This window comes from Arthrobacter sp. MMS18-M83 (genome assembly GCF_026683955.1).
In the GTDB taxonomy this organism is placed as follows: domain Bacteria; phylum Actinomycetota; class Actinomycetes; order Actinomycetales; family Micrococcaceae; genus Arthrobacter.
Genome location: NZ_CP113343.1, coordinates 2954800 through 2975205 on the forward strand (window position 1 = coordinate 2954800; position 20406 = coordinate 2975205).

At 64.2% G+C, this 20406-nt stretch carries 21 protein-coding genes; 12 read left to right on the forward strand and 9 right to left on the reverse strand.

What is annotated here, in order from left to right:
- Positions 1 to 27: 27 nt before the first annotated feature.
- The 6 genes from OW521_RS14000 to poxB all read left to right on the forward strand — a co-directional run bounded on the left by OW521_RS14000 (position 28) and on the right by poxB (position 5733).
- On the forward strand, positions 28 to 378 hold the full coding sequence (locus tag OW521_RS14000; RefSeq protein ID WP_268020238.1) for an ArsR/SmtB family transcription factor: 351 nt from the start codon (positions 28 to 30) through the stop codon (positions 376 to 378).
- Positions 375 to 836: an SRPBCC family protein gene (locus OW521_RS14005; RefSeq protein WP_268020239.1), complete on the forward strand. Its 462-nt coding sequence runs from the start codon at positions 375 to 377 to the stop codon at positions 834 to 836. The genes OW521_RS14000 and OW521_RS14005 overlap by 4 nt, the downstream gene beginning before the upstream one ends.
- Positions 837 to 1122: 286 nt before the next feature.
- Complete coding sequence (locus OW521_RS14010; RefSeq protein ID WP_268020240.1) at positions 1123 to 2559, forward strand: IS1380 family transposase; 1437 nt, start codon at positions 1123 to 1125, stop codon at positions 2557 to 2559.
- Positions 2560 to 2846: 287 nt separating this feature from the next.
- A complete protein-coding gene (locus OW521_RS14015; RefSeq protein WP_268020241.1) occupies positions 2847 to 3182 on the forward strand; it encodes a hypothetical protein in 336 nt (111 codons plus the stop codon).
- A 331-nt stretch (positions 3183 to 3513) separates the two neighbouring features.
- Positions 3514 to 3915 carry a YccF domain-containing protein gene (locus OW521_RS14020; protein WP_268020242.1) on the forward strand — a complete coding sequence of 134 codons (402 nt, stop codon included), beginning with the start codon at positions 3514 to 3516 and terminating at the stop codon, positions 3913 to 3915.
- 81 nt (positions 3916 to 3996) lie between these two features.
- Positions 3997 to 5733, forward strand: a complete 1737-nt coding sequence (gene poxB / locus OW521_RS14025; RefSeq protein WP_268020243.1) for a ubiquinone-dependent pyruvate dehydrogenase — start codon at positions 3997 to 3999, stop codon at positions 5731 to 5733.
- Between the two features lie 14 nt (positions 5734 to 5747).
- Here the strand turns inward: poxB and OW521_RS14030 are convergent, their stop codons facing one another.
- Positions 5748 to 7526: a sialidase family protein gene (locus OW521_RS14030; RefSeq protein ID WP_268020244.1), complete on the reverse strand. Its 1779-nt coding sequence runs from the start codon at positions 7524 to 7526 to the stop codon at positions 5748 to 5750.
- Positions 7527 to 7545: 19 nt separating this feature from the next.
- Here OW521_RS14030 and OW521_RS14035 point away from each other — a divergent pair, with 19 nt between their 5' ends.
- Positions 7546 to 7884, forward strand: a complete 339-nt coding sequence (locus OW521_RS14035; RefSeq protein ID WP_268020245.1) for a DUF1801 domain-containing protein — start codon at positions 7546 to 7548, stop codon at positions 7882 to 7884.
- Positions 7885 to 7921: 37 nt separating this feature from the next.
- Here the strand turns inward: OW521_RS14035 and OW521_RS14040 are convergent, their stop codons facing one another.
- The 4 genes from OW521_RS14040 to OW521_RS14055 form a co-directional block, all read right to left on the reverse strand.
- Positions 7922 to 8701 (reverse strand): 2-phosphosulfolactate phosphatase, encoded by a 780-nt coding sequence (locus OW521_RS14040; RefSeq protein WP_268020246.1) that lies wholly within the window; start codon positions 8699 to 8701, stop codon positions 7922 to 7924.
- On the reverse strand, positions 8698 to 9567 hold the full coding sequence (locus OW521_RS14045; protein ID WP_268020247.1) for a DUF4031 domain-containing protein: 870 nt from the start codon (positions 9565 to 9567) through the stop codon (positions 8698 to 8700). Before OW521_RS14045 ends, OW521_RS14040 begins: the two co-directional genes overlap by 4 nt.
- Positions 9568 to 9585: 18 nt before the next feature.
- Positions 9586 to 10053 carry an SRPBCC family protein gene (locus tag OW521_RS14050; protein WP_268020248.1) on the reverse strand — a complete coding sequence of 156 codons (468 nt, stop codon included), beginning with the start codon at positions 10051 to 10053 and terminating at the stop codon, positions 9586 to 9588.
- Positions 10054 to 10148: 95 nt separating this feature from the next.
- A complete protein-coding gene (locus tag OW521_RS14055; protein ID WP_268020249.1) occupies positions 10149 to 10487 on the reverse strand; it encodes a hypothetical protein in 339 nt (112 codons plus the stop codon).
- Between the two features lie 224 nt (positions 10488 to 10711).
- Here OW521_RS14055 and clpB point away from each other — a divergent pair, with 224 nt between their 5' ends.
- A complete protein-coding gene (gene clpB, locus OW521_RS14060; protein ID WP_268020250.1) occupies positions 10712 to 13381 on the forward strand; it encodes an ATP-dependent chaperone ClpB in 2670 nt (889 codons plus the stop codon).
- Positions 13382 to 13386: 5 nt separating this feature from the next.
- Here clpB and OW521_RS14065 read toward each other — a convergent pair whose 3' ends face one another.
- Positions 13387 to 14082, reverse strand: coding sequence for a septum formation family protein (locus OW521_RS14065; RefSeq protein ID WP_268020251.1), 696 nt, complete (start codon positions 14080 to 14082; stop codon positions 13387 to 13389).
- Positions 14083 to 14324: 242 nt separating this feature from the next.
- On the opposite strand from OW521_RS14065, the gene OW521_RS14070 reads away from it, so the two are divergent.
- The 4 genes from OW521_RS14070 to OW521_RS14085 all read left to right on the forward strand — a co-directional run bounded on the left by OW521_RS14070 (position 14325) and on the right by OW521_RS14085 (position 17013).
- Positions 14325 to 14558, forward strand: coding sequence for a DUF3073 domain-containing protein (locus tag OW521_RS14070; protein WP_028265518.1), 234 nt, complete (start codon positions 14325 to 14327; stop codon positions 14556 to 14558).
- Between the two features lie 241 nt (positions 14559 to 14799).
- A complete protein-coding gene (locus OW521_RS14075; RefSeq protein ID WP_268020252.1) occupies positions 14800 to 15129 on the forward strand; it encodes an ArsR/SmtB family transcription factor in 330 nt (109 codons plus the stop codon).
- On the forward strand, positions 15126 to 16106 hold the full coding sequence (locus OW521_RS14080; RefSeq protein ID WP_268020253.1) for a TIGR03086 family metal-binding protein: 981 nt from the start codon (positions 15126 to 15128) through the stop codon (positions 16104 to 16106). The genes OW521_RS14075 and OW521_RS14080 overlap by 4 nt, the downstream gene beginning before the upstream one ends.
- Before the next feature lie 121 nt (positions 16107 to 16227).
- Positions 16228 to 17013 carry a VOC family protein gene (locus OW521_RS14085; RefSeq protein ID WP_268020254.1) on the forward strand — a complete coding sequence of 262 codons (786 nt, stop codon included), beginning with the start codon at positions 16228 to 16230 and terminating at the stop codon, positions 17011 to 17013.
- 73 nt (positions 17014 to 17086) lie between these two features.
- Here OW521_RS14085 and purM read toward each other — a convergent pair whose 3' ends face one another.
- The 3 genes from purM to OW521_RS14100 all read right to left on the reverse strand — a co-directional run bounded on the left by purM (position 17087) and on the right by OW521_RS14100 (position 20297).
- On the reverse strand, positions 17087 to 18247 hold the full coding sequence (purM, locus tag OW521_RS14090; protein ID WP_268020255.1) for a phosphoribosylformylglycinamidine cyclo-ligase: 1161 nt from the start codon (positions 18245 to 18247) through the stop codon (positions 17087 to 17089).
- Positions 18244 to 19863: an amidophosphoribosyltransferase gene (gene purF, locus OW521_RS14095; protein ID WP_268020256.1), complete on the reverse strand. Its 1620-nt coding sequence runs from the start codon at positions 19861 to 19863 to the stop codon at positions 18244 to 18246. The genes purM and purF overlap by 4 nt, the downstream gene beginning before the upstream one ends.
- A 62-nt stretch (positions 19864 to 19925) precedes the next feature.
- On the reverse strand, positions 19926 to 20297 hold the full coding sequence (locus tag OW521_RS14100) for a hypothetical protein (protein ID WP_268020257.1): 372 nt from the start codon (positions 20295 to 20297) through the stop codon (positions 19926 to 19928).
- Positions 20298 to 20406 lie beyond the last annotated feature (109 nt).

The window sequence follows — 20406 nt, forward strand, 5'->3', positions numbered from 1 at the left end:
GCATGGTTAAATCCAGAGGCCCCAAACATGTCCACAGATCGGCTCAGTCTCATCTTCTCGGCCCTCGCCGACCCCACCCGAAGGGCAATTCTGGCCCGGCTTTCGGAGGGTGAAGCCACCGTGAACGAGCTCGCCGAACCGTTCGACATCAGCCTTCCCGCCGTCTCGCGGCACCTCAAAGTCCTGGAAATCGCAGGGCTGATCAGCCGGAGCCGGAATGCGCAATGGAGATCTTCCAAATTGGAAGCGGAACCACTGCGCGAAGCCACCGAATGGATGGACACATACAGGCGATTCTGGGATGCGAGCTTTACCCGCCTCGATGCCCACCTACGCAAGATTCAGCACGATTCAAAGGATCCAGGAGTCAAGCAATGAACAAGGAACAGCACATCCTCACCATGACCCGCGAGTTCGATGCCCCACGGGAGCTCGTCTTCGAGGCATTCATGGATCCCGATCAGCTCGCCGCATGGTTCGGGCCCGTGGGTGTTGCTTCGCCGCGCGACCGGATTGTCGTGGAACCCAGGGTGGGCGGCGTCTGGCAGCTCGTCATGACCTGGAATGAGGACGGCGCCCCCAAGGAATCGCCTATTGACGCTGTCATCACCGCTTACGATCCGCCCGCCTTGCTGGTCGCCACGCAAAAAGCAGAGCCCGACGCCGGGATCACGCTTCTGCTGGAAATGCGCCTTGAGTTCGAGGTGTTGGAGGGCGACCGCACTCTGCTTCATCTCACCCAAGGGCCCTTTGACTCCGACGAATGGGTTGAAATGACCCGCGAGGGGTGGGGTACCTCGTTCACCAAGCTGGACACCCTGCTGGTGCGGGATTAGGGAAGCGGGCCAAAGGGCGCCAGAAGTCAACTTGGAAGGTCGGGGACCGTTCGGGCTACACTCCACGGCGGGGACAGAATGCCATTGACTCTGGAGACCGAACGGTTCCGGAGACAGACGATCAAGCAGAATGCGACCTTTGAAAATCCTTGTGAAACCTTTTAACCCGGGGTTTTCGTGGCCAGCTGGCGCGAGTGGCGCGTTAAAGCAGTGAAAGGGTGCTCTGAGCTGGGAAAATAGTGGTATTCGACGCCATATTTTCCTGATCGTGAGGAGCACCCTTTCGATGCATCATTTTACCCGGCTTTTCCCTGCTGCAGCGGTTGGCTTCACCGGCCAGTCACTGGTGTCCCACGCCGGAACGAAGATTCTGACGGAATTGATCGACGCGCTGGGTTTCCGCGGACTCTGCGAGGACCGGCTTGGCCAGTTCGCTCCTTCCGGCGCCCGACACCGGCCCGGCCGGCTCATCGCTTCCCTGGCCCTGATGCTCGCTGGCGGCGGCGAGCACGTCAGCGACCTGGACATGCTGCGTTCCTCGCCCGGGATCTTCGGGCCGGTGCCCTCGAACGCGACCGTGTCCCGGTTTTTCGAACGCACCGTCGCCAACCCCGAACTGTTCAGCTACGGCTTCGAGACCCTGACCCGGGAACTGCGGTCCAGGGCCTGGGACGCTGCAGGGAACTTCGAACCCGGCGGCCAGGCAACCGCCGCCGATCCCTTGATCGTTGACTTGGATGCCACGTTGGTGACCTCGCACAGTGACAAGGAACTGGCCGCGGGCACGTACAAAGGCGGGTACGGTTTCTCCCCGTTCATCGCCAGCATCGATTACGGCACGGGCAACGGCACCGGGGAAATCCTCGCCTGCGTGTTGCGGCCCGGCAGCGCGGGGGCGAACAGCGCCGATGACCATATCCGTGTCTTCGAGACCGCCACGGCCCAGTTGCCCGAGAGCTTCTTCCCCGATGGGAAGCTGGACGGGCAGAGGATCCTGGTCCGCACCGACAGTGCCGGCGCCTCGCGGAAGTTCCTCTGGCACCTGCACTCCTTGGGCGTGCAGTTCTCCGTCTCGTATCCGGTCCCGGCAGCCAAAGCCCACATGATCGACTGGATCAACGACAAACAGTACTGGCAACCGGCCCTGGACCAGCACGGGACCGACCGCACGAACGCGTGGGTCATCAACGCCACCGAAGTGATCCCGCTGAAGGACTACCCGCCGGGCACGAACATCTACCTGCGGGCCGAGCCGCTGCACCCCGGCGCGGCCCCGACCCTGCTGGATCTGGACGGGCACCGCATCACCGCGTTCCTGACGAACGCACCGCGCTGGCACGGACCGTTCCTGGATGCCCGGCACCGGGCCCGGGGCCGGTGCGAGAACCGGATCAAGACCCTGAAGAACACCGGCCTGGGCAAGCTGCCGTTCTACGATTTCGCCGCGAACCAGGCCTGGGCCAACATCGCCGCCCTGGCATTGAACCTCACCTCCTGGCTGCAGCTCACCGCCCTCCCGGAAGGCCACCACGCCAGGTCCTGGGACATCAAACGCTGGCGCTACCGGCTCTTCGCGACCGCCGGGAAAATCATCACCCGCGCCCGCCGGAGGACCTTGCTCCTGCCAGACAGGGCACCGGAGAAACAGCTCATCACCGTCCTGCTGGACCGGATCAAAGACCTCCCAGCGCGACTGAAAAGCGCCCCGGCAAAGCCTACGTAGCCAGGTCCAAGGTTCCAACCGCCACGACACAGAACAAACACCCAACGGAGAAGTGGAAATCCGCGCCGATCCCGGCGGCACCAGGGCCACTCCAGCCCCGCCAAAATCCAGATCACAGCCGATCAGCGATCAACGCCGCCCCCGGCCGGCCCACCAGCGGCAGATGAAAAATCTGGGTTAACGGCCCTATCCGCTACCTGCCAGTCGCCTTTTTTGCCGCTTTGGCATTATCTGGCTGCTCTTCGCAGGCAGGCACCGCCTCGGCGGGCACGCCGTCGCCCTCTTCCGTGAGCGATTCCGCATCTGCAAGCCCAACGCCGTCGTCGGGGCCCTTTGGAGGCTTCGCTTCGGCGGCCGAGATGTGCTCCACCATTTCGCAACAGGCCACGGGAGCTTCGTTGCTGCCTATGTCTGCGGCGCAGGGAAAGACCGCTGAACTGGAGCAATACAAAGCCGAGCTCGCCGCGACGGCTCAGCGCGTCCCAGATGCGCTCAAAGCCGATTTCACCAACCTGAAGGACATCGCGATCGCAGGTTTGAAGGACCAAACCGTGTACTCGAGCGGCAAGTTCGAAAAAGCGATGGCTCCCGTTACAACCTGGCTGGGCGCCAACTGCAAGTAGGCCCTGGCCCGCAGCCCCCGCGGGGAAGGCCTGCCCTGGCGCTCGTAGGTGAGCGGGCGTCAGTGAAGAGGGCCGCGTAGGTGAGCGAGCGTCAGCCAAAAGGTCAACATAGGTGAGTGAGCGTTGCGGCGGCGTGACGCTCGCTCACCTTTGGGCTAAAAGTAGAGCGCCCGCCTTCAGATGATCTGCAGGAGGGTGCCGCCGTTTGGGCTCATATGTGAGTGAGCGTCGGGGGAAAGGGCCATATATGTGAGCGGGGATCGGAAGATCAGGGGGATTTCAGGGCGAACCCCTAGGCCTTGGCCGCATCCCGCAAGGGACAATGGAAGACATGAAAACGCTGCTTAACATCATTTGGCTCGTCTTCGGCGGCTTCGTTCTGGCCTTGGGGTACTTCATGGCCGGAATTGTCTGCTGCTTGTTGATTGTCACCATCCCGTGGGGCATCGCGTCGTTCCGGATAGCCTCGTACACGCTGTGGCCTTTTGGACGGATGGTTGTCGACAAGCCGGGAGGCGGGGGAGTCTTCCCGCTCATCGGCAACGTCATCTGGCTGCTGGTTGCGGGCATTTGGATCGCGATCGGCCACGTGGTTACAGCTTTCGCCATGGCCATCACCATTATCGGGATCCCGCTGGCCATCGCCAACCTGAAGCTCATTCCGGTATCGCTCATGCCGCTGGGCAAGCAGATCGTGCCCAGCAACCGCCCGTTCGTCAGCACCTACCGCTAGCCTCCCCGCATAAGGCACCACGAACTGTTCCGGAGTAGCGTAGGCCGTGTCTGCACTGCCTCCCCTCGAAAGGAACAGTCCATGTCCGCCGCCAGGAACACCGTTGCCAAGAACATCGTCGCCACCCTCAAAGCCAACAATGTCCAGCGCGTCTACGGGATACCCGGAGATTCGCTGAACGGATTCACGGACGCGCTGAGGGAGGAAGAGAGCATCCGGTGGGTCCATGTCCGGCACGAGGAAGCGGCCGCGCTGGCAGCCGCGGCCGAGGCGGGTCTCACGGACGAGTTGGCTGTGTGCGCCGGTTCCTGCGGCCCTGGCAATCTCCATCTGATCAATGGGCTCTACGATGCCAACAAGTCCAGGGTCCCCGTGTTGGCCATCGCCGCGCACATTCCGAGCGAAGAGATCGGCAGCCAGTACTTCCAGGAGACGCATCCCCAGGAGTTGTTCCGGGAATGCAGCGTTTACGTCGAGCACGTCGCACATCCCAGCCAGATGCCCAGGATCCTGGAAATCGCCATGCGGACCGCGGTCGAGAAGCGGGGCGTCGCCGTCGTCGTGATTCCCGGTGATGTTGCCCTCGCGGAGGCGCAAAGCGACCGGACCGCGGTGGTCCGGGCCGCCCGCCCGGAGATCCGCCCCAACCCACAGGAGCTCGTCGAGGCGGCAGACATGCTCAACACGGCCGGCAAAGTCACGATCCTCGCGGGTGCCGGCACCGCGGGTGCGCACGCGGAGGTCATGGCGTTGGCGGACGGGTTGGGGGCGCCGATCGTCCACGCGATGCGGGGCAAGGAACACATCGAATACGACAACCCGTTCGACGTCGGCATGACCGGCCTTTTGGGGTTCAGTTCCGGCTACCGCGCTATGGAGAGCTGTGAGGCCTTGCTCATGCTGGGCACCGACTTTCCGTACCAGCAGTTCTACCCGGAGAACGCGAAGATCATCCAAGTGGACATCAGGGGCGAGCAGCTCGGCAGGCGCGCCAGGATCGATCTTGGACTCGTGGGCACGGTCAAGGACACGGCGGCCTCGCTCCTGCCTTCGATCAAGCGCAAGACGAAACGAACACACCTCCAAGCTTCGCTCAAGCACTACGCGAAGTCGCGCGCCAAGCTCGATGACCTCGCCTCTCCGGCGAAGGACGGCCAGCCCATCCATCCGCAGTACGTTGGGAGGCTAGTCGATGAGTTGGCGGCCCCGGATGCGGTATTCACGTGCGACGTCGGATCCCCGACGGTGTGGGCCGCCCGCTATCTGACCATGAACGGCCGACGCCGGCTTCTCGGCTCGTTCAACCACGGAACCATGGCCAACGCCCTGTCGCACGGCATCGGAGCGGCGGCTGCGTATCCCGGGCGCCAAGTGGTTGCCCTGGCCGGCGACGGCGGGCTGACCATGCTGCTCGGCGAGCTGATCACCTTGGTGCAGAACAAGCTCCCGGTCAAAGTGGTGGTCTTCAACAACTCCTCGCTGAACTTCGTGGAGCTCGAAATGAAGGCCGCGGGCTTCGTCAACTACGGCACGGACTTGGAGAACCCGGATTTCGCTAAACTCGCCGACTCCCTGGGCATCCGCGGCATCCGCGTGGACGACTCCTCCGGGCTGAAAGCGGGATTGGCTGAAGCTTTCGCGCACGACGGCCCGGCCCTCATCGACGTCCGCACGGCCCGGCAAGAACTGTCCATTCCACCTGCAATCAGCGCCGAACAAGTCAAGGGGTTCACGCTCTACGCGATCCGGACTGTACTCTCCGGCCGTGGCGACCAGCTGATCGACCTCGCGAAGACCAACATCCGCCAGATTTTCTAGGTGGAACCGCCACGCTAGCGAGCCGTCACAGCTCCGGTGCGCAGATCGAAACTGAAGCTGCGCTCCACGGCCCGCGTGCCGCCGTCGTACGTTGCGGCGAAAGTCAGCTCGAGCGAGTCCAGCGCCAGGTCCTCCTCGGTGACCGTGTACACGGGCGTGAAGTAGAGCGCCTCCGCGCCCGGCGCCAGATCGGCGGTCGGGAAGTCCTCCGGGTTGGAGTGCGGTCCCAAGAGTACGACGCCGGACGCCGCTTGGGTGCCTAGGTTGCGGGCCCGTCCGGTGAAAGCGAGGATGTCCCCGGCTTTGTAGCCCGGAATGATGGGCCCGTAGTTGAGGTCCTGGGCTTCGCGCGTACCGAGGACCTGCGCCTGCTCCGCTGAGTAGCCCTGGCCGACTTCCTTCCAGGTCTGCACGTCCCAATCGCCGTCGTTGTCAGGTGATATGACATGGAATTCGCCGGCGTTCTGCCAAACAGCGGGCCGGCCGGGGGTGATGGAGCGCAGTTCCATGTGAAACTCGAGGCCCTGGGGCTGAGACTGGCGCCGGAACTGGGCTTCGGGCGCCGCGGTAGCCACGCCGGTGAGCTGCCCCGTCAGCTGCTCCACCGGTACGGATAAGAACACAATCTCGCGGTATCCCTGCCGTTCATACAGCACGCCGATGTTGCCATCCGGAAGCCGCGCAGCGGTCGAGTATGCCGAGCTGCCCTCGCACAGGACAAGCTTGGCGGGCCAGCTGGACCCATTGTCTTTGGACAGGCTGAGGATCGTGTTGCGGCGCAGCGAGGTGTCCTGGTTGTTGCTCGCGAGCAGCCAGCTGTTCGTGGCCGGGGCGGCTAAGGACGTTACGCTCGGCAATCCGTCGAATCGGACAAGGGAGCCATTGTCGCTCGGGTCGGGGAGGTCCTCCACCGGTTCCAGCGGGCTCCACGTGTCGCCGCCGTCGTCGGAGACGGCCATGAGGCGCCGAGGTGTCGCCCGCGAGTGCAGCAGGAGGCCGCCGTCGTCGAGGCAAGCCACTTTGTTCTCGTTGGGGCCGATTCCGTCCGGCCCCGTTCCGATCAGCGAGCCGAGCGTCCACTTCTCGCCGTGGTCGTCGCTGTACGCGGAAGCCGCCATGATCTCGCCGTCCACGAGCACTACGAACTGCTGCACCAGGCGTCCGGCGAACGGACCCGCGTGCACCTGGATTCCCTGCCCGGCAGCGGCGAAAATCCCCGTGATGCCGGGGTCGCGTGCGCCGGCACCGCGGCCTATCTTGAGCTGGGCGGTGAGCCGCCGGTGCTGCCAGGTGACGCCGTCGTCGTCGGAAATGCTGACATCGCAGTGCTGCACGTCGTCGTCCGGTTCGAGCCCGGCCACTGCCTCGAAGAATCCGGCATGCGTCCCGGCGGCGTGGAACATGAAAATCCGTCCGGTCACGACGTCCACCAGGAGGCTGGGATCGCCGTAGCCGTTGAGTCCCGAGCCTCTGCGGACCACCCGCTGCTCCTCCCAGCTATGGCCGTTGTCCGTGCTGCGCCGGAGCAGGAGGTCGATCGGATTGGGCAGGTCGTCCAGGTTCGGTCGGCCGTCATACGCGGCGAGCACTGTTCCGGCCGTGGAGACGGCCAGCGCGGGGATGCGGTACTGCCGGTAGCCTCCCGTGCCGCGTACAGCCAGGACATGCTCGACGTCGGGATGGGCTTGGGGGAGTGCGGCACCGTTGCGTTGGAGGTAGGAGGTCACACCTCCATGATACGAGGTGTCGTCTTGGGCTCCAGCAGCCGCGGCCAGGCTTATGGTTACTGCCATGGGCAATAGAAATCCAGAAGTGGACACCTGGCTTCAGCAGTACGACAACCCGCACCGCGAATTGGTCGGTCAGATCAGGGAATTCATCCTCTCCGTGGACCCCCGCTTGTCCGAAGCCATCAAATGGCAGGCACCCACCTTCATTTACAAGGGAAACATTGCCTCGTTCTTTCCGCGATCAAAGAAAAACGTCACCCTGATGTTCCACCAGGGCGCGTCGATCGCCGATGAACTGGGCCTGCTCGAGGGTGACGGCGAAGTCTCCCGCGTTGCGCGTTTCGTGGACAACGCCGACTTCGAGGCAAAGAAGCCGGCGCTTGAAGCCGTGATCCTGGGATGGATCAAGGACAAGGGCTAGCCACACGGGGCTGACCGGCACACAGGCTTGGTGGGCCTCAGGGCCGCCCAAACGCACCATCCCTCAACAGGGCCACAGCGAATCCGGCATCAAGTTCGGCGGCGATCTCGACGTCGTTGACGTACCCTGCGCCGATCAGCTCCCGGCCGCTTGAACAGCCTTGCAGGGCGTCGCGGAGCCGGGGCTCGGCAGCGTTGAATACTGCCATCGCGGCCTCAGCCTCCGGCGAGAAACCTTCCCTGCCGTCCTCTGGGGTGAAGCCACCCCTGCCCGCGGCTGCAAGCCCGGCGATGAAGGCCCCGGCCCCGATCTGATCCTCCACGGCGGGCCGGAGCGGACCGCCGGGCCATCGCTCACCGGCCGCGATCACCGCGACTATGGCGTCAGGGGGCAGTTCGGACGCCACCCAATCCGCGGTGGCGGCAGCGTTACGCAATGACACTGCTGCGATGAGCGGCACTTCCTGGGCGAGCTCATGGGCAAGCGCGGAACCGTTCGGCGAAGGCAGGACCACGCGACTCAAGGCCGGTGCGTCGCGAAGGCTCGACGGCGAGAGGCTCAGTCCGCCGCCACCCCTCGGACCCGCCAACAGGGCATCATGGTGGGCTGCGAAGTCCTCTGCACTCGCATCCATCCACGGGTAAGGGAACACCGTGGCGCCGCGGTCGACGGCGACGCTCACGCACGTGGTGAAGGACAGGACGTCAACCACAACGGCAAGGTCGGCTCCGGACGATATGGCGCGGGCGCCGTCGAGCCCCCACTCAAACCTCACCGCGAACGGGAGCTGCCGGTGCACCATCGCCGCCGTGGTCATGACAGTTCGGCCTCCAGGTTGCGTCGGGCGGCATCCAACCAAAGGCTTTTCGCCCGCTCGCTGTGGAAGAGCGGATCCAGGGCGAGCAATTGGCGGACTACTGCGGCCCGGCCGGCGGCAAAGTCGGGATCGCTGACGTGGGCATAGTCATCGCGGACAGCCGTCAGGTAGCGCGCGTAAGCGGCGGGTTCCGCGCCGAGGATTGAGAGATCGGCGTCGCACAGGAGGGCGCCGGCATGATCGTCCGGCGCGGGGCTGTGCGTGGAGGTCAGCCTGACGAGCCGGGCAACTTCGTCCGCGACTGACTCGGGAAGGCCCGCGATGGCGAGGCGGTCCTCGGCCAACTTGGCTGATTCTTCCTCGTCCTGTCCGGCGACTCCTTCATAGACGGCGTCGTGGAACCACGCGGCGAGGGTAACCGAGCGCGCCGGAAGCGCGGGGTCGGTGAGGACGTCCAGGGCTTCGAGGACCGCCAGCAAATGCGTGCGGCTGTGGTACTTCCGGTGCTCCTCACCCCAGCGCTCCAGGAGTTCGAAACCCAGCTCTTCATGTCCTGGAAGCGTCGAATTCCAGCGCTCCAGCAGGGGCACCGTGAGAGCCTTGCTCCGCTCCCGGGCAGGGATGCGCAGGCCGCTCGCGATCAGCTTGCGCACCAAAATTCGGGCCTCAACGGGGACGGCCCCGGCGGACAGGAGATCCTGGTAGCGGCGCTCGGGGACGTCGTAGTGGTCGCCGTCGAAGGCTCGTTCAGGGATCCCCGCGGCCTTGGCAAAGGCATGCAGTTCGTCGAGCGATGTGTCCGAGACCAGATGGGAAAACACTGTCCCGTGCGCGGGCCACAGCGGCGGATCAACGTAGACGGCCATGGCCTGCGCCCGGACGGACTACGAGTTCTTCTGGGTTGCTGCCGCAGAGAGCGAGGTCAGGCCCTTTTCGAAATCGCCGCCCACCATCTTGTCCATGTTCATGAACAGCGCGAAGATCTTGCCGATGCCTTTGTTCTCGCCCGTCATTGTCCACGTGACACGGGTGCCGTCGCCTTCCGGCACGAAGGTGAATTCTGTGGGGTTGACGGCCTTCATCGGCTTGGTGAATTCCAGGCGGATGTCGATCTTGCCGGGCTCTTCGGAGCCGACGATCTCCATGTTTCCGGTGCCGGCCTTGTTGTTGCCGCTCCAGGCATACTTTGCTCCGACGCCGGATTCGGTGCCCGAGTAGCTGCGGCTTAGCTTGGGGTCAACCGCCTCCCACGGAGACCATTTGGTCCATTCGTGGAAGTTGTTGACGAGCGGGAAGATGTCCGCGGGAGCCGCGGGGATGAGTGCATTGCGGGTGACTGTGAAGGGTGCCATGTGCATATCGTACGGCTGATGTCGGGTCAGTGGGTCCGGGCCGAGCGCTGCGTTCTGAATGCGGCGCTCGGCCCGGACCCACGTTGTCGCGAGCGTTACATGCCCGGGATGTCGAGTTGTTCGTAGATGTGGATGGAGGCTTCCGGTGCCATGAGGAAATGCGGGTGGCCTTCGAGGAGCTTCAGTGCTCCGTCCATGTCCTCCGCTTGCAGGACGCTGTAGCCGCCTACGCCGGTCTCGGCATCGGACACTCCGGAATTCCCAACGATCTTGCCTGCGCCGAGGGGTGTGCCGAGATCAACAATCCCGTCACCAGCCCGCGTGGCCCAGTCCGTCCACAGCTTCATGCCTTCGGCTGCTGCCTCGGGAGTGCTGTCGGCCATGGCCGATTCGGCCGATTGCGGGGCATTGTAGAGAACAACGAACTTCTTCATTGCGCGTCCTTTTTCTCAGCTTGCCGGGCGGGTGATCCACCCAGTCAGAACCGATCCTAGGGCTCGGAGCCGCAAACGGCGAGGGGCTTTTCCACATAAGTGGGGTGGACTATGGACAGTAGTTTCGCCGTCGGCAAACATGGAGCGGGAGGGCCGGTTTCTCAAAGTTGAGCATAGTAGACTCAACTTTGAGAAACAGTCATCTTCCCGAAAGGAGCTCTTCAATGGACGTCAAATTCACCACCAAGAGCCAGGAGGCTCTTTCCGCAGCGGCCATGAACGCCTCCACCGCCGGAAATCCGCAATTGGAGCCGGCCCACCTGCTCAAGGCGCTCATGGACCAGCGCGAGGGCGTCGCCGTCGCGCTTTTGCGCGCGACGGGAGCGGACCCGGACGCGGTGAGCGTGCAGGCGAGTTCTGTGATCAAGGCCCTGCCGTCGTCGTCGGGCAGTTCCGTGCAGCAAGCGCAGCTCTCCCGCCCCTCCATGCAAGCCATCCAGGCCGCCCAGCACGAGGCCGAGAAACTCGGTGATTCCTTCGTGTCCACCGAGCACCTCCTTTTGGGACTTTCTGCCGGAAGCGACGCCGTAGGGAAACTACTGCGCGACGCCGGCGCCTCCCATGAAGCGCTCCTCGCCGCCTTGCCGGGTGTCCGCGGAGACCGGAAGGTAACCTCCGCGGACCCCGAAAACACCTTCCAAGCGCTGGAGAAATACGGTATGGACCTCACCGCCGTGGCGCGCTCCGGCAAGCTGGATCCCGTGATCGGGCGGGACAGTGAAATTCGGCGAGTCGTCCAGGTCCTAAGCCGCCGCACCAAGAACAACCCGGTGCTGATCGGTGAACCCGGCGTGGGTAAGACGGCCGTGGTCGAAGGCCTCGCCCAGCGTATGGTGGCCGGGGACGTCCCGGAAAGCCTGCGCGGCAAGACCCTGATCGCATTGGACCTCGCTTCGATGGTGGCCGGAGCCAAGTACCGCGGCGAGTTCGAGGAACGCCTCAAGGCCGTACTGGAGGAGATCAAGAACTCCAACGGTCAGATCGTCACGTTTATCGACGAAATCCACACCGTTGTGGGCGCCGGGGCCACGGGCGAAAGTGCAATGGACGCCGGCAATATGCTCAAGCCGATGCTGGCCCGCGGCGAGCTCCGGCTCATCGGCGCCACCACGCTGGACGAGTACCGCGAGAACGTCGAGAAGGATCCGGCCCTGGAACGCCGATTCCAGCAGGTCTACGTCGGTGAGCCGAGCGTGGAGGACACCATCGGGATCCTCCGGGGCCTCAAGGAACGCTACGAGGCCCACCACAAAGTGGCTATCGCAGACTCTGCCCTGGTAGCCGCCGCCACGCTCTCAAACCGGTACATCTCGGGCCGCCAGTTGCCGGACAAGGCGATCGACCTCGTGGACGAGGCCGCGTCACGGTTGCGTATGGAGATCGATTCCGCTCCCGAGGAAATCGACCAGCTTCGCCGGGCCGTAGACCGCCTCACCATGGAAGAGTTGGCCCTCGCCCGCGAGACTGATGCCGCCTCGGTGGAGCGTCTCGCAGCCCTCCGCGCTGACAAGGCGGACAAGAAGGAAACCCTGGCGGCATTGAACGCCCGCTGGGAATCTGAGAAGGCCGGGCTCAACCGGGTTGGTGACCTCAAAGCGAAAATCGACGAATTGCGATCCGCCGCCGAAAAGTACCAGCGCGAAGGCGACCTTGAGGCTGCCTCGCGCATTCTCTACGGCGAGCTGCCGGCGTTGGAGCGCGAGCTCAGTGCGGCAGCCGAGGAGGAATCCGCCAGGGAGGCGCGGGGCGAAGCAAAGCCTGCGTTGATGGTCGCCGACGAAGTCACGGCGGACGATATTGCCGAAGTCATTTCCGCCTGGACCGGCATCCCCGCAGGCCGCATGCTGCAAGGCGAATCCCAGAAGCTGCTGCACATGGAAGAGGAGATCGGCAAGCGGCTGATCGGCCAATCCAAGGCCGTGGCCGCCGTTTCCGACGCCGTCCGCCGCGCCCGCGCGGGTATCAGCGACCCCAACCGCCCCACGGGTTCGTTCTTGTTCCTCGGCCCCACCGGCGTCGGGAAGACCGAACTGGCCAAAGCGCTGGCCGACTTCCTCTTCGATGATGAACGCGCCATGGTGCGGATCGACATGTCCGAGTACGGGGAGAAGCACTCCGTGGCCCGCCTGGTCGGTGCTCCTCCCGGATATGTCGGCTACGAGGAAGGCGGTCAGCTCACGGAAGCCGTCCGGCGCCGCCCGTACTCCGTGATCCTGCTCGACGAGGTAGAGAAGGCCCACCCGGAAGTCTTCGACATCCTCCTCCAAGTGCTCGACGACGGCCGCCTCACCGACGGTCAAGGCCGCACTGTGGACTTCCGGAACACCATCCTGGTGCTGACCTCAAACCATGGCAGCCAGTTCCTCGTGGATCCAACCTTGGACGCCGCGTCGAAGCGAAATGCGGTCATGGCCGTGGTCAACGCTTCGTTCAAGCCGGAATTCCTCAACCGGCTCGATGAGATCGTCTTGTTTGATGCCCTCACCGTAGACGAGCTGGCCAAGATCGTTGAGCTGCACGTGGACGAGCTGACCAAGAGGCTGCACGACCGCCGGCTCATCCTCGAGGTCACCGACGGCGCCCGTGCCTGGCTCGCGATGTCCGGTTACGATCTCGCCTACGGCGCCCGTCCGTTGCGCAGGCTGGTTCAACGAGAGATCGGAGACCGCCTGGCCAAGGAAATCCTCGCCGGGGAGATCGCGGACGGCGACACCGTGCTGGTGGACACAGCGGCCGACGTCGACGAACTCACCATCGAGGGGCTCGAGGCTCTGTCAGGTCCCGACGGCGGCGCTCCGGCAGGTAGCGGCCTCACGGTGAGGCGGAAGGGCTAGCAGGGCTACTTCTGAAGTACTGATTCCTTGAGCGTGTTACCCGAGTCCACCACAATGAAGCAGTCCACGCGGCGGTCGCCCTTGTCCCAGCTGGCGGAGCTCGGATAGACGTTTTGTTGGAGCAGCACGTACTTGCTGGATGCCTCGTTGAGCATCATCGTCCGGCAGATTTCGCGGCCTTTGTCCCGCAGTGCTGTAGCGCCGGGAAAAGAGTCCTCGGCTTTGTAGCGGAAAATGGCGCCGAGCTGGGCGGAATGGTCGGTGTTGCATTCCACGACCCTCGCCTTGCTTGCGTTGGAGTCGAAGTCAGCGAAGCAATCGCCCAACTGGTAGTCCTTGGCCTCCACGTCCGCCGGAAGGGGCCCGCGGCTGGTGGACGTGGCGGGTTCGGGAGTGACATCGGCCACCGGACGGTTGGCCAAGGCTCCAACGAGGACCCAGATCACTACGCCGATGAGGACCAACACACCCAGCACGATGCCGCCAAGGATGAGCCGTTGCCGCGTCATGGTATCCAGTGTGGTCCGCTGCCGGGACTCTTTTCCGGCGGGACCGGTGAACTCCGGCTCATAGTGGGCAGGTTCGGCGTTCTCCGGATCAACGCCCGTAATCCCCGGTTCCTCGGCCCCTGAATCCGGGTCTACCGGCGACTCATCGTCCCTTGTACCGTTGTTGCCCGGGAAGGTGTTGTCCTGGCCCATGTCTGGTTTTGCGCCTCTCCTGCGTGTGGCCCGATATTAGGGCGACTCTACCCAAGTTTTTCATGCCGATGAATGTTGAGGCTGCCGGGTGGGACTGTGACGCTGCTTTCGTGAACGTCGTGGCAAGCAGTTGCTCCGGAAAGCATGTAATCTAGACATACGACAAATTGACCAAACATTCCGGGGCCTCACCGATCGCCAAGGTGACCACCTCCGGTCCAAGTACAAAAGGGGGTCACGCCATGGGGCGCGGCCGTCAAAAGGCAAAAGCTACCAAGCAGGCTCGGGACATTAAGTACTACTCCCCGAACACTGACTATTCGGCCCTTCAGCGCGAGCTGACGGGTCCATCAAGTCGTGCGACGAGCCGATTCGCGGATGATCCGCCGGAGCCGGACTACTCGGCTTATGAGGACAAGTACGCACAGGACTTGGAAGACGATGACGACGAGGTAGACACCCGCCGCATCGGATAGCTGTCGCGACCATCAGGTGCCTTCCGGCATCGAGTTGCGTACCGCCGTCGTACACTAGGTCATTTGGCATCCCCGGATGCCACGCAAGCGATTGAGCCCGTGGGGCCCGCCATGATTGGCGTGCCCCACGGGCTTTTTTCGTTCCCTTGTCGATGAGGCGTGTCCGCCGTGCTGTAGTCGTTGGTAGTGCGCTCTCGAAAGCCGTTGACAGAATGCGTTAGTGACGGCTAACGTATTAATCATGCTCGACCCACTGGAAGTCGCCGCGGAGCCGAACAGGCGGCGCCTGCTGCAAATGCTTGCGGCGGGCGAGCGCACCGTGACGGAGCTGGCTGGCGAATTCACGGTGAGCAGGTCCGCCGTTTCGCAGCACTTGTTGCTGCTGGAGCAGGTAGGCCTCGTTGCGGCCCGCAAAGAGGGACGCAACCGCTTCTATCGTTTGGACAACGCTGGCATGAGAGAACTCCGGATGCTTTTTGAGCAGTTCTGGACCACGGAGCTGGACATGCTCCTTGCTGACGCCCAAAACTTCACCACCGACCGCCTTCAAACAACAGAGGAATCATCATGATTTATGACAAGACCGTTCTTCTTCCCCTCAACGTCGACCAGGCGTTCGAACTCATCACCCAGCCCGCACGCCTCCGCCGCTGGCAGACCGTTGCCGCCCGCGTCGACCTGCAGGTAGGCGGCGCGTACCGCTGGACCGTCACTCCGGGCCACCACGCGGCCGGAACCTTCACCGAAATCGAACCGGGCAAGCGCGTCGTCTTCACCTGGGCCTGGGAGCAGCCTGAAGCGCCGGCGGACAACGTCTCCACCGTAGCCATCACCCTTGAGCCGGCCGACGGCGGCACCACGGTCCGCTTTGTGCACGAAGGACTTCCGACGCCCGAAGCCGTCGCAGCCCACTCCGAGGGCTGGAACCACTACCTCGATCGTCTCCTCGCCGCGGCATCCACGGGCGACGCCGGTGCCGACGAATGGGCAGCGGCCCCTGCCGATCTCAACGAGCTCACCAGTGCGGACGCAACGCTTGCCATCGTGCAGCGCGTGCTGGCGCACGTCACCGAAGCTGACGCACAGACCCAGACTCCGTGCGCCGATTTCAACGTGTCGCAGTTGCTTGACCACCTCGCCGGCTCGATTTCCGGCATCGCCAAGGCCCTGGGTGCCGACGTAGCCGACGACGCCGGAAAGTCGCCTGAGGTGCGCATCGCAGATCTCGCGCAGCCCACACTGGAAGCCTTCTACCGCCGCGGGCTCGAGGGCACCATCGACATGGGCTTCGCCGAACTGCCGGCTCCGATGGTAGCTTCCATCCTCAACCTCGAGTTCCTGGTCCACGCCTGGGACTTCTCCAAGGCCCTGGGCCTTGAGGTGTCGGTGGCAGATGAACTCACCGATTACGTCGAGGTCCTCGCGCAGAACACCATCAGCGAGCAGGTCCGCGCAAGCGGCAGCTTCGCTCCTGCCCAGGAAGTCGCAGAGTCGGCATCCAGCCTGGACCGCTTGGTCGCATTCACGGGCCGGGCAGTTCACGCATAGAGGACTACGAGGGGCTCCAAGCGGGTCCGCCCGCGCTGGCTGTTGTCAGTGTCGGACCCCCGTACTAGTTTGAACGTGGTATCCGCTGGCGTATGCCGGCATCTTCAACGAAGGGATAGCAATGCCGCAGGTTGATAGCTACAAGCAGGGAACTCCGTGTTGGGTGGACCTGTCGTCGTCGGACATCGAGGCTTCCAAGGCCTTCTACGGTGATCTGTTCGGCTGGGAATTGGACGCGATGGATGCCGGCAACGGCGTGACCTACTACATGGCCAAGCTGCAGGACCGCTACGTAGCGGGCATGATGCAGCAGATGCCGGACATGGCTGCGGCAGGTGCGCCGTCCTACTGGGCCAACTACCTCGCCGTCGATTCGGTCGACGATGCAGCTGAGCGAGCGGCGGCGGCCGGCGGCAACATCCTCTTCCCGCCGGACAGCGTCCCCAACGGGAGCGGCCGGATGTTCTTCGCCGCCGATCCAACGGGTGCGCAGATTGGTTTCTGGGAAGCCGGAAGCCACCACGGCGCCGGGTTGGTCAATGAGCCGGGCACGGTGGTCTGGAGCGAGCTGCAGACAAACGACGTCTCCAAGGCGGTGGCCTTCTATGAGGCCGTGACGGGGTGCTCCACCGAGACGGCCGCGGCCGGTGATCTGCAGGAGTACACGCAGTTCGTCGTAGATGGAACGTCCGTGGCCGGAGCCATGAAGCAGCCCATGGAAGGTGTGCCGCCGTTCTGGATGACGTACTTCAATGTGGCCGACGTCAATGAATCCGTGGCGAAGGCCGTGGAACTCGGGGCCCAGGTCTTCGCTCCTGCCTTCGACGTTCCCGGCATCGGCCGCATGGCAGTTCTCGGTGATCCCGCCGGAGCGGCCTTCAGCGTGATGGCCGGCGAAAGCAGCTAGGCCTTAAACAAACGAGTGCCCACCCAACCGCCAGATCGGCAATTGGATGGGCACTCGTTTTGGGTAAGAACCCTTAGGCGTAAGCGTTGACCAGGCGGACCGCGCCGCCATCGACGCCCTTGGCACCCTGGACGTAGTCCGGGCCGCTCTTGTCCACGGATGCGGAATCCGCGGCAACAGTACCCATGACCCAGGACGGCAGGCCGCGCTCGTTGAGGCGGGAAACAGCGGCGTCGGCGATCTCCGGCGACACGATGGCCACCATGCCGACGCCCAGGTTGAGTGTGCGCTCGAGATCGGCCAGGGGCACATTGCCGAGCTCGGACACCAGCTTGAAGATGGCCGGCAGTTCCCACGTGGCGCGGTCAACCGTGGCCACGAGGCCCTGTGGCAGGACGCGGGCCAGGTTGGCTGCCAAGCCGCCGCCGGTGACGTGGCTGAAGCCATGCACTGCACCAACCGCTGTGCCGAGGCCGGAAACCGGGAAGGTGCGGGTGAGGTCCAGGCAATCGGCGGCGTAGACGCGGGTCGGCTCCAGCAGCTCTTCACCCAAGGTGCGGCCGAGTTCGGAGACCTGGCGGTCCAAGGCCCAACCAGCGTGGTTGATGACGCGGCGGACCAGGGAGTAGCCGTTGGAGTGCAGGCCGGAGGACGCCATGCCGATCACGACGTCGCCGGCGCGGACGCGGTCCGGGCCGAGCAAAGCGTCGGCTTCGACAACACCGGTAGCTGCACCGGCGACGTCGTACTCGTGCTCACCCAGCAGGCCAGGGTGCTCAGCGGTTTCGCCGCCCACCAGTGCGGTTCCGGCAACGGAACAGGCGGCTGCGATGCCTCGGACGATGTCCGCGATGCGCTCGGGGACAACCTTGCCGCAAGCGATGTAGTCGGTCATGAAGAGCGGCTCGGCACCCACCACCACGATGTCGTCCACTACCATGCCGACCAGGTCGAAGCCGATGGTGTCGTGGATGTCCATGGCCTGGGCGATAGCCACCTTGGTGCCGACGCCGTCAGTGGACGTGGCCAGCAGGGGCCTCTTGTACGTGAGCAGCTTGGAGACGTCGTACAGGCCGGCGAAACCGCCGACGCCGCCGAGCACCGAGCTGTTGTGGGTCGCCTTGACGGCGTCCTTCATGAGTTCGACGGCGCGGTCGCCCGCTTCGACGTCGACGCCCGCGGACGCGTAGGTGATGCCGGTTGTGTTCTCAGCGGCGGAGGATGCGGAGGTCATACAGACTCTTTCTTATCGGCGTCGGTCAGCAGGTTCTCAAACTCGGCGTCGGGTCCGGGATCGCAGCCCGTGGCGCCGGGCTTGTTGGCCGGGTCGTCCAAGTCTGCGCTGTCGGTTCCGCCAGAAATGCCCGACGTCGGCAGCCCGCCGAGGTCGGTGCGCTCCAGCAGGTTCTTGCCCAGTTTGTCCGAGCCCGGAAGTTCGATGGGGTACTGGCCCGTGAAGCAGGCCGTACAGAGGCGTTCGCGGGGCTGCTGGGTGGCGCCGATCATGCCGTCTTCGGAAATGTAGGCGAGGGAGTCAGCGCCAATGGCGTGGGAGATTTCCTCGATGGTGGCACCGTTGGCGATCAGTTCAGCGCGGGAGGCGAAATCGATGCCGTAGAAGCAGGGCCACTGGACCGGCGGGGAGGAGATCTTGATGTGGACGGCCGCGGCGCCGGCCTCGCGGAGCATCCGGACGATGGCGCGCTGGGTGTTGCCGCGGACGATCGAGTCATCCACAACCACCACGCGCTTGCCGCGGATCACGGATTCGAGGGCGTTGAGCTTGAGCCGGATGCCGAGCTGGCGCAGGGTCTGCGAGGGCTGGATGAACGTACGGCCTACGTAGGAGTTCTTGACGAAGCCATGGGCGAACGGGATACCGGACTCCTCGGCGTAGCCGACTGCGGCAGGGGTGCCGGATTCCGGGACCGGGATGACGATGTCCGCTGCCTGGGTGTTTTCGCGGGCCAGCTGGCGGCCCATTTCCACCCGGGACTCGTACACGGAGCGCCCGGCAATGGAAGCGTCGGGGCGCGCAAGGTAGACGTACTCGAAAACGCAACCGGCCGGCGTCGCGTCCGCGAAGCGCTGGGAGCGGACGCCGTTCTCATCGATCGCGATGAACTCGCCGGGCTCGATCTCGCGGATGAAGCTCGCGCCGACCGTGGCCAGGGCAGACTGCTCGGAGGCGACAACCCAGCCGCGTTCGAGGCGCCCCAAGCACAAGGGGCGGATGCCGTAGGTGTCGCGGGCCGCGTAGAGCGTGCCTTCGTCCATGAAGACGAAACAGAAACCGCCGCGGATCTTGGGCAACAGCTCAAGGGCGGTCTGTTCGAGGGTCTTGCCTTCTTCGCCTTCGAGGAGGGCGGTGACCAGAGCGGTATCCGAGGTGTTGCCCTGCTTCATTTCGCCGGTCAACTGGCCGCCATTGAGCTCGAGGATCATTTCCCTGAGTTCGGCGGTGTTGGTCAGGTTGCCGTTGTGGGCGAGGGCCACGGTCCCAGTGGAAGTTGCGCCGAGGGTGGGCTGTGCGTTGGCCCAGTGGCTCGCTCCGGTGGTGGAGTAGCGGCAGTGGCCGACGGCGAGGTGCCCGGTGAGGGTGTTCAGCGTCGTCTCGTCGAAGACCTGGGACACGAGGCCCATGTCCTTGTAGACATTGATGCGCTTGCCGTCACTGGTAGCAATACCGGCCGATTCTTGTCCGCGGTGCTGCAGCGCATACAGCCCGTAATAGGTGAGTTTTGCTACTTCTTCGCCCGGCGCCCAGACCCCGAAGACGCCACAAGCGTCCTGAGGTCCTTTTTCGTCGGGGAGAAGATCATGAGAAAGTTTTCCGTCGCCACGTGCCACTGGTCAATTGTCGCATGATGTTGGCGTGGTATTTTCCCTCACGCGTCTTTGTGACCCGGATCCTATGCTTCGGCGTCGTCCTCGTTTGAGTCCGGCACGGACTCGACGACGGCGCGCTGGGAACGCCGCACGCTGACCTTGTCCAGGACGAGCGCGGCGATGGAACCCAGGAGCACGCCGCCGCCAGCGAAGGCCACGAGGAAGAAGCCGAAGACTGCGCCGCGGTCAAAGCTGGGGTCGCCGGGGAGTCCATAGGCCACGAAGGCGGCTGCGATGATGCCGACAACCCCGCCCAGCGCCAGGAACGGAACGAACTTGGGAGCGCGGCGGACCGTGATTCCGCGGCGTTCGGGCCCGCCGTCGTGTGCCGTGCCATTCTGCGCCGTGCCGTTGTTTGGCGTGCCGCTGGCGGTGTTCGAGTCGTCGGAAATCATGCCTTCCAGCCTACCGTTTCGAGGCATGCCTGGCTCCGCCGACCCAACTAGCTCGCATTAGGTGTCGTTTTGAGCCGCTATAACGACAACAACTGCGAGCTAGTTGGGC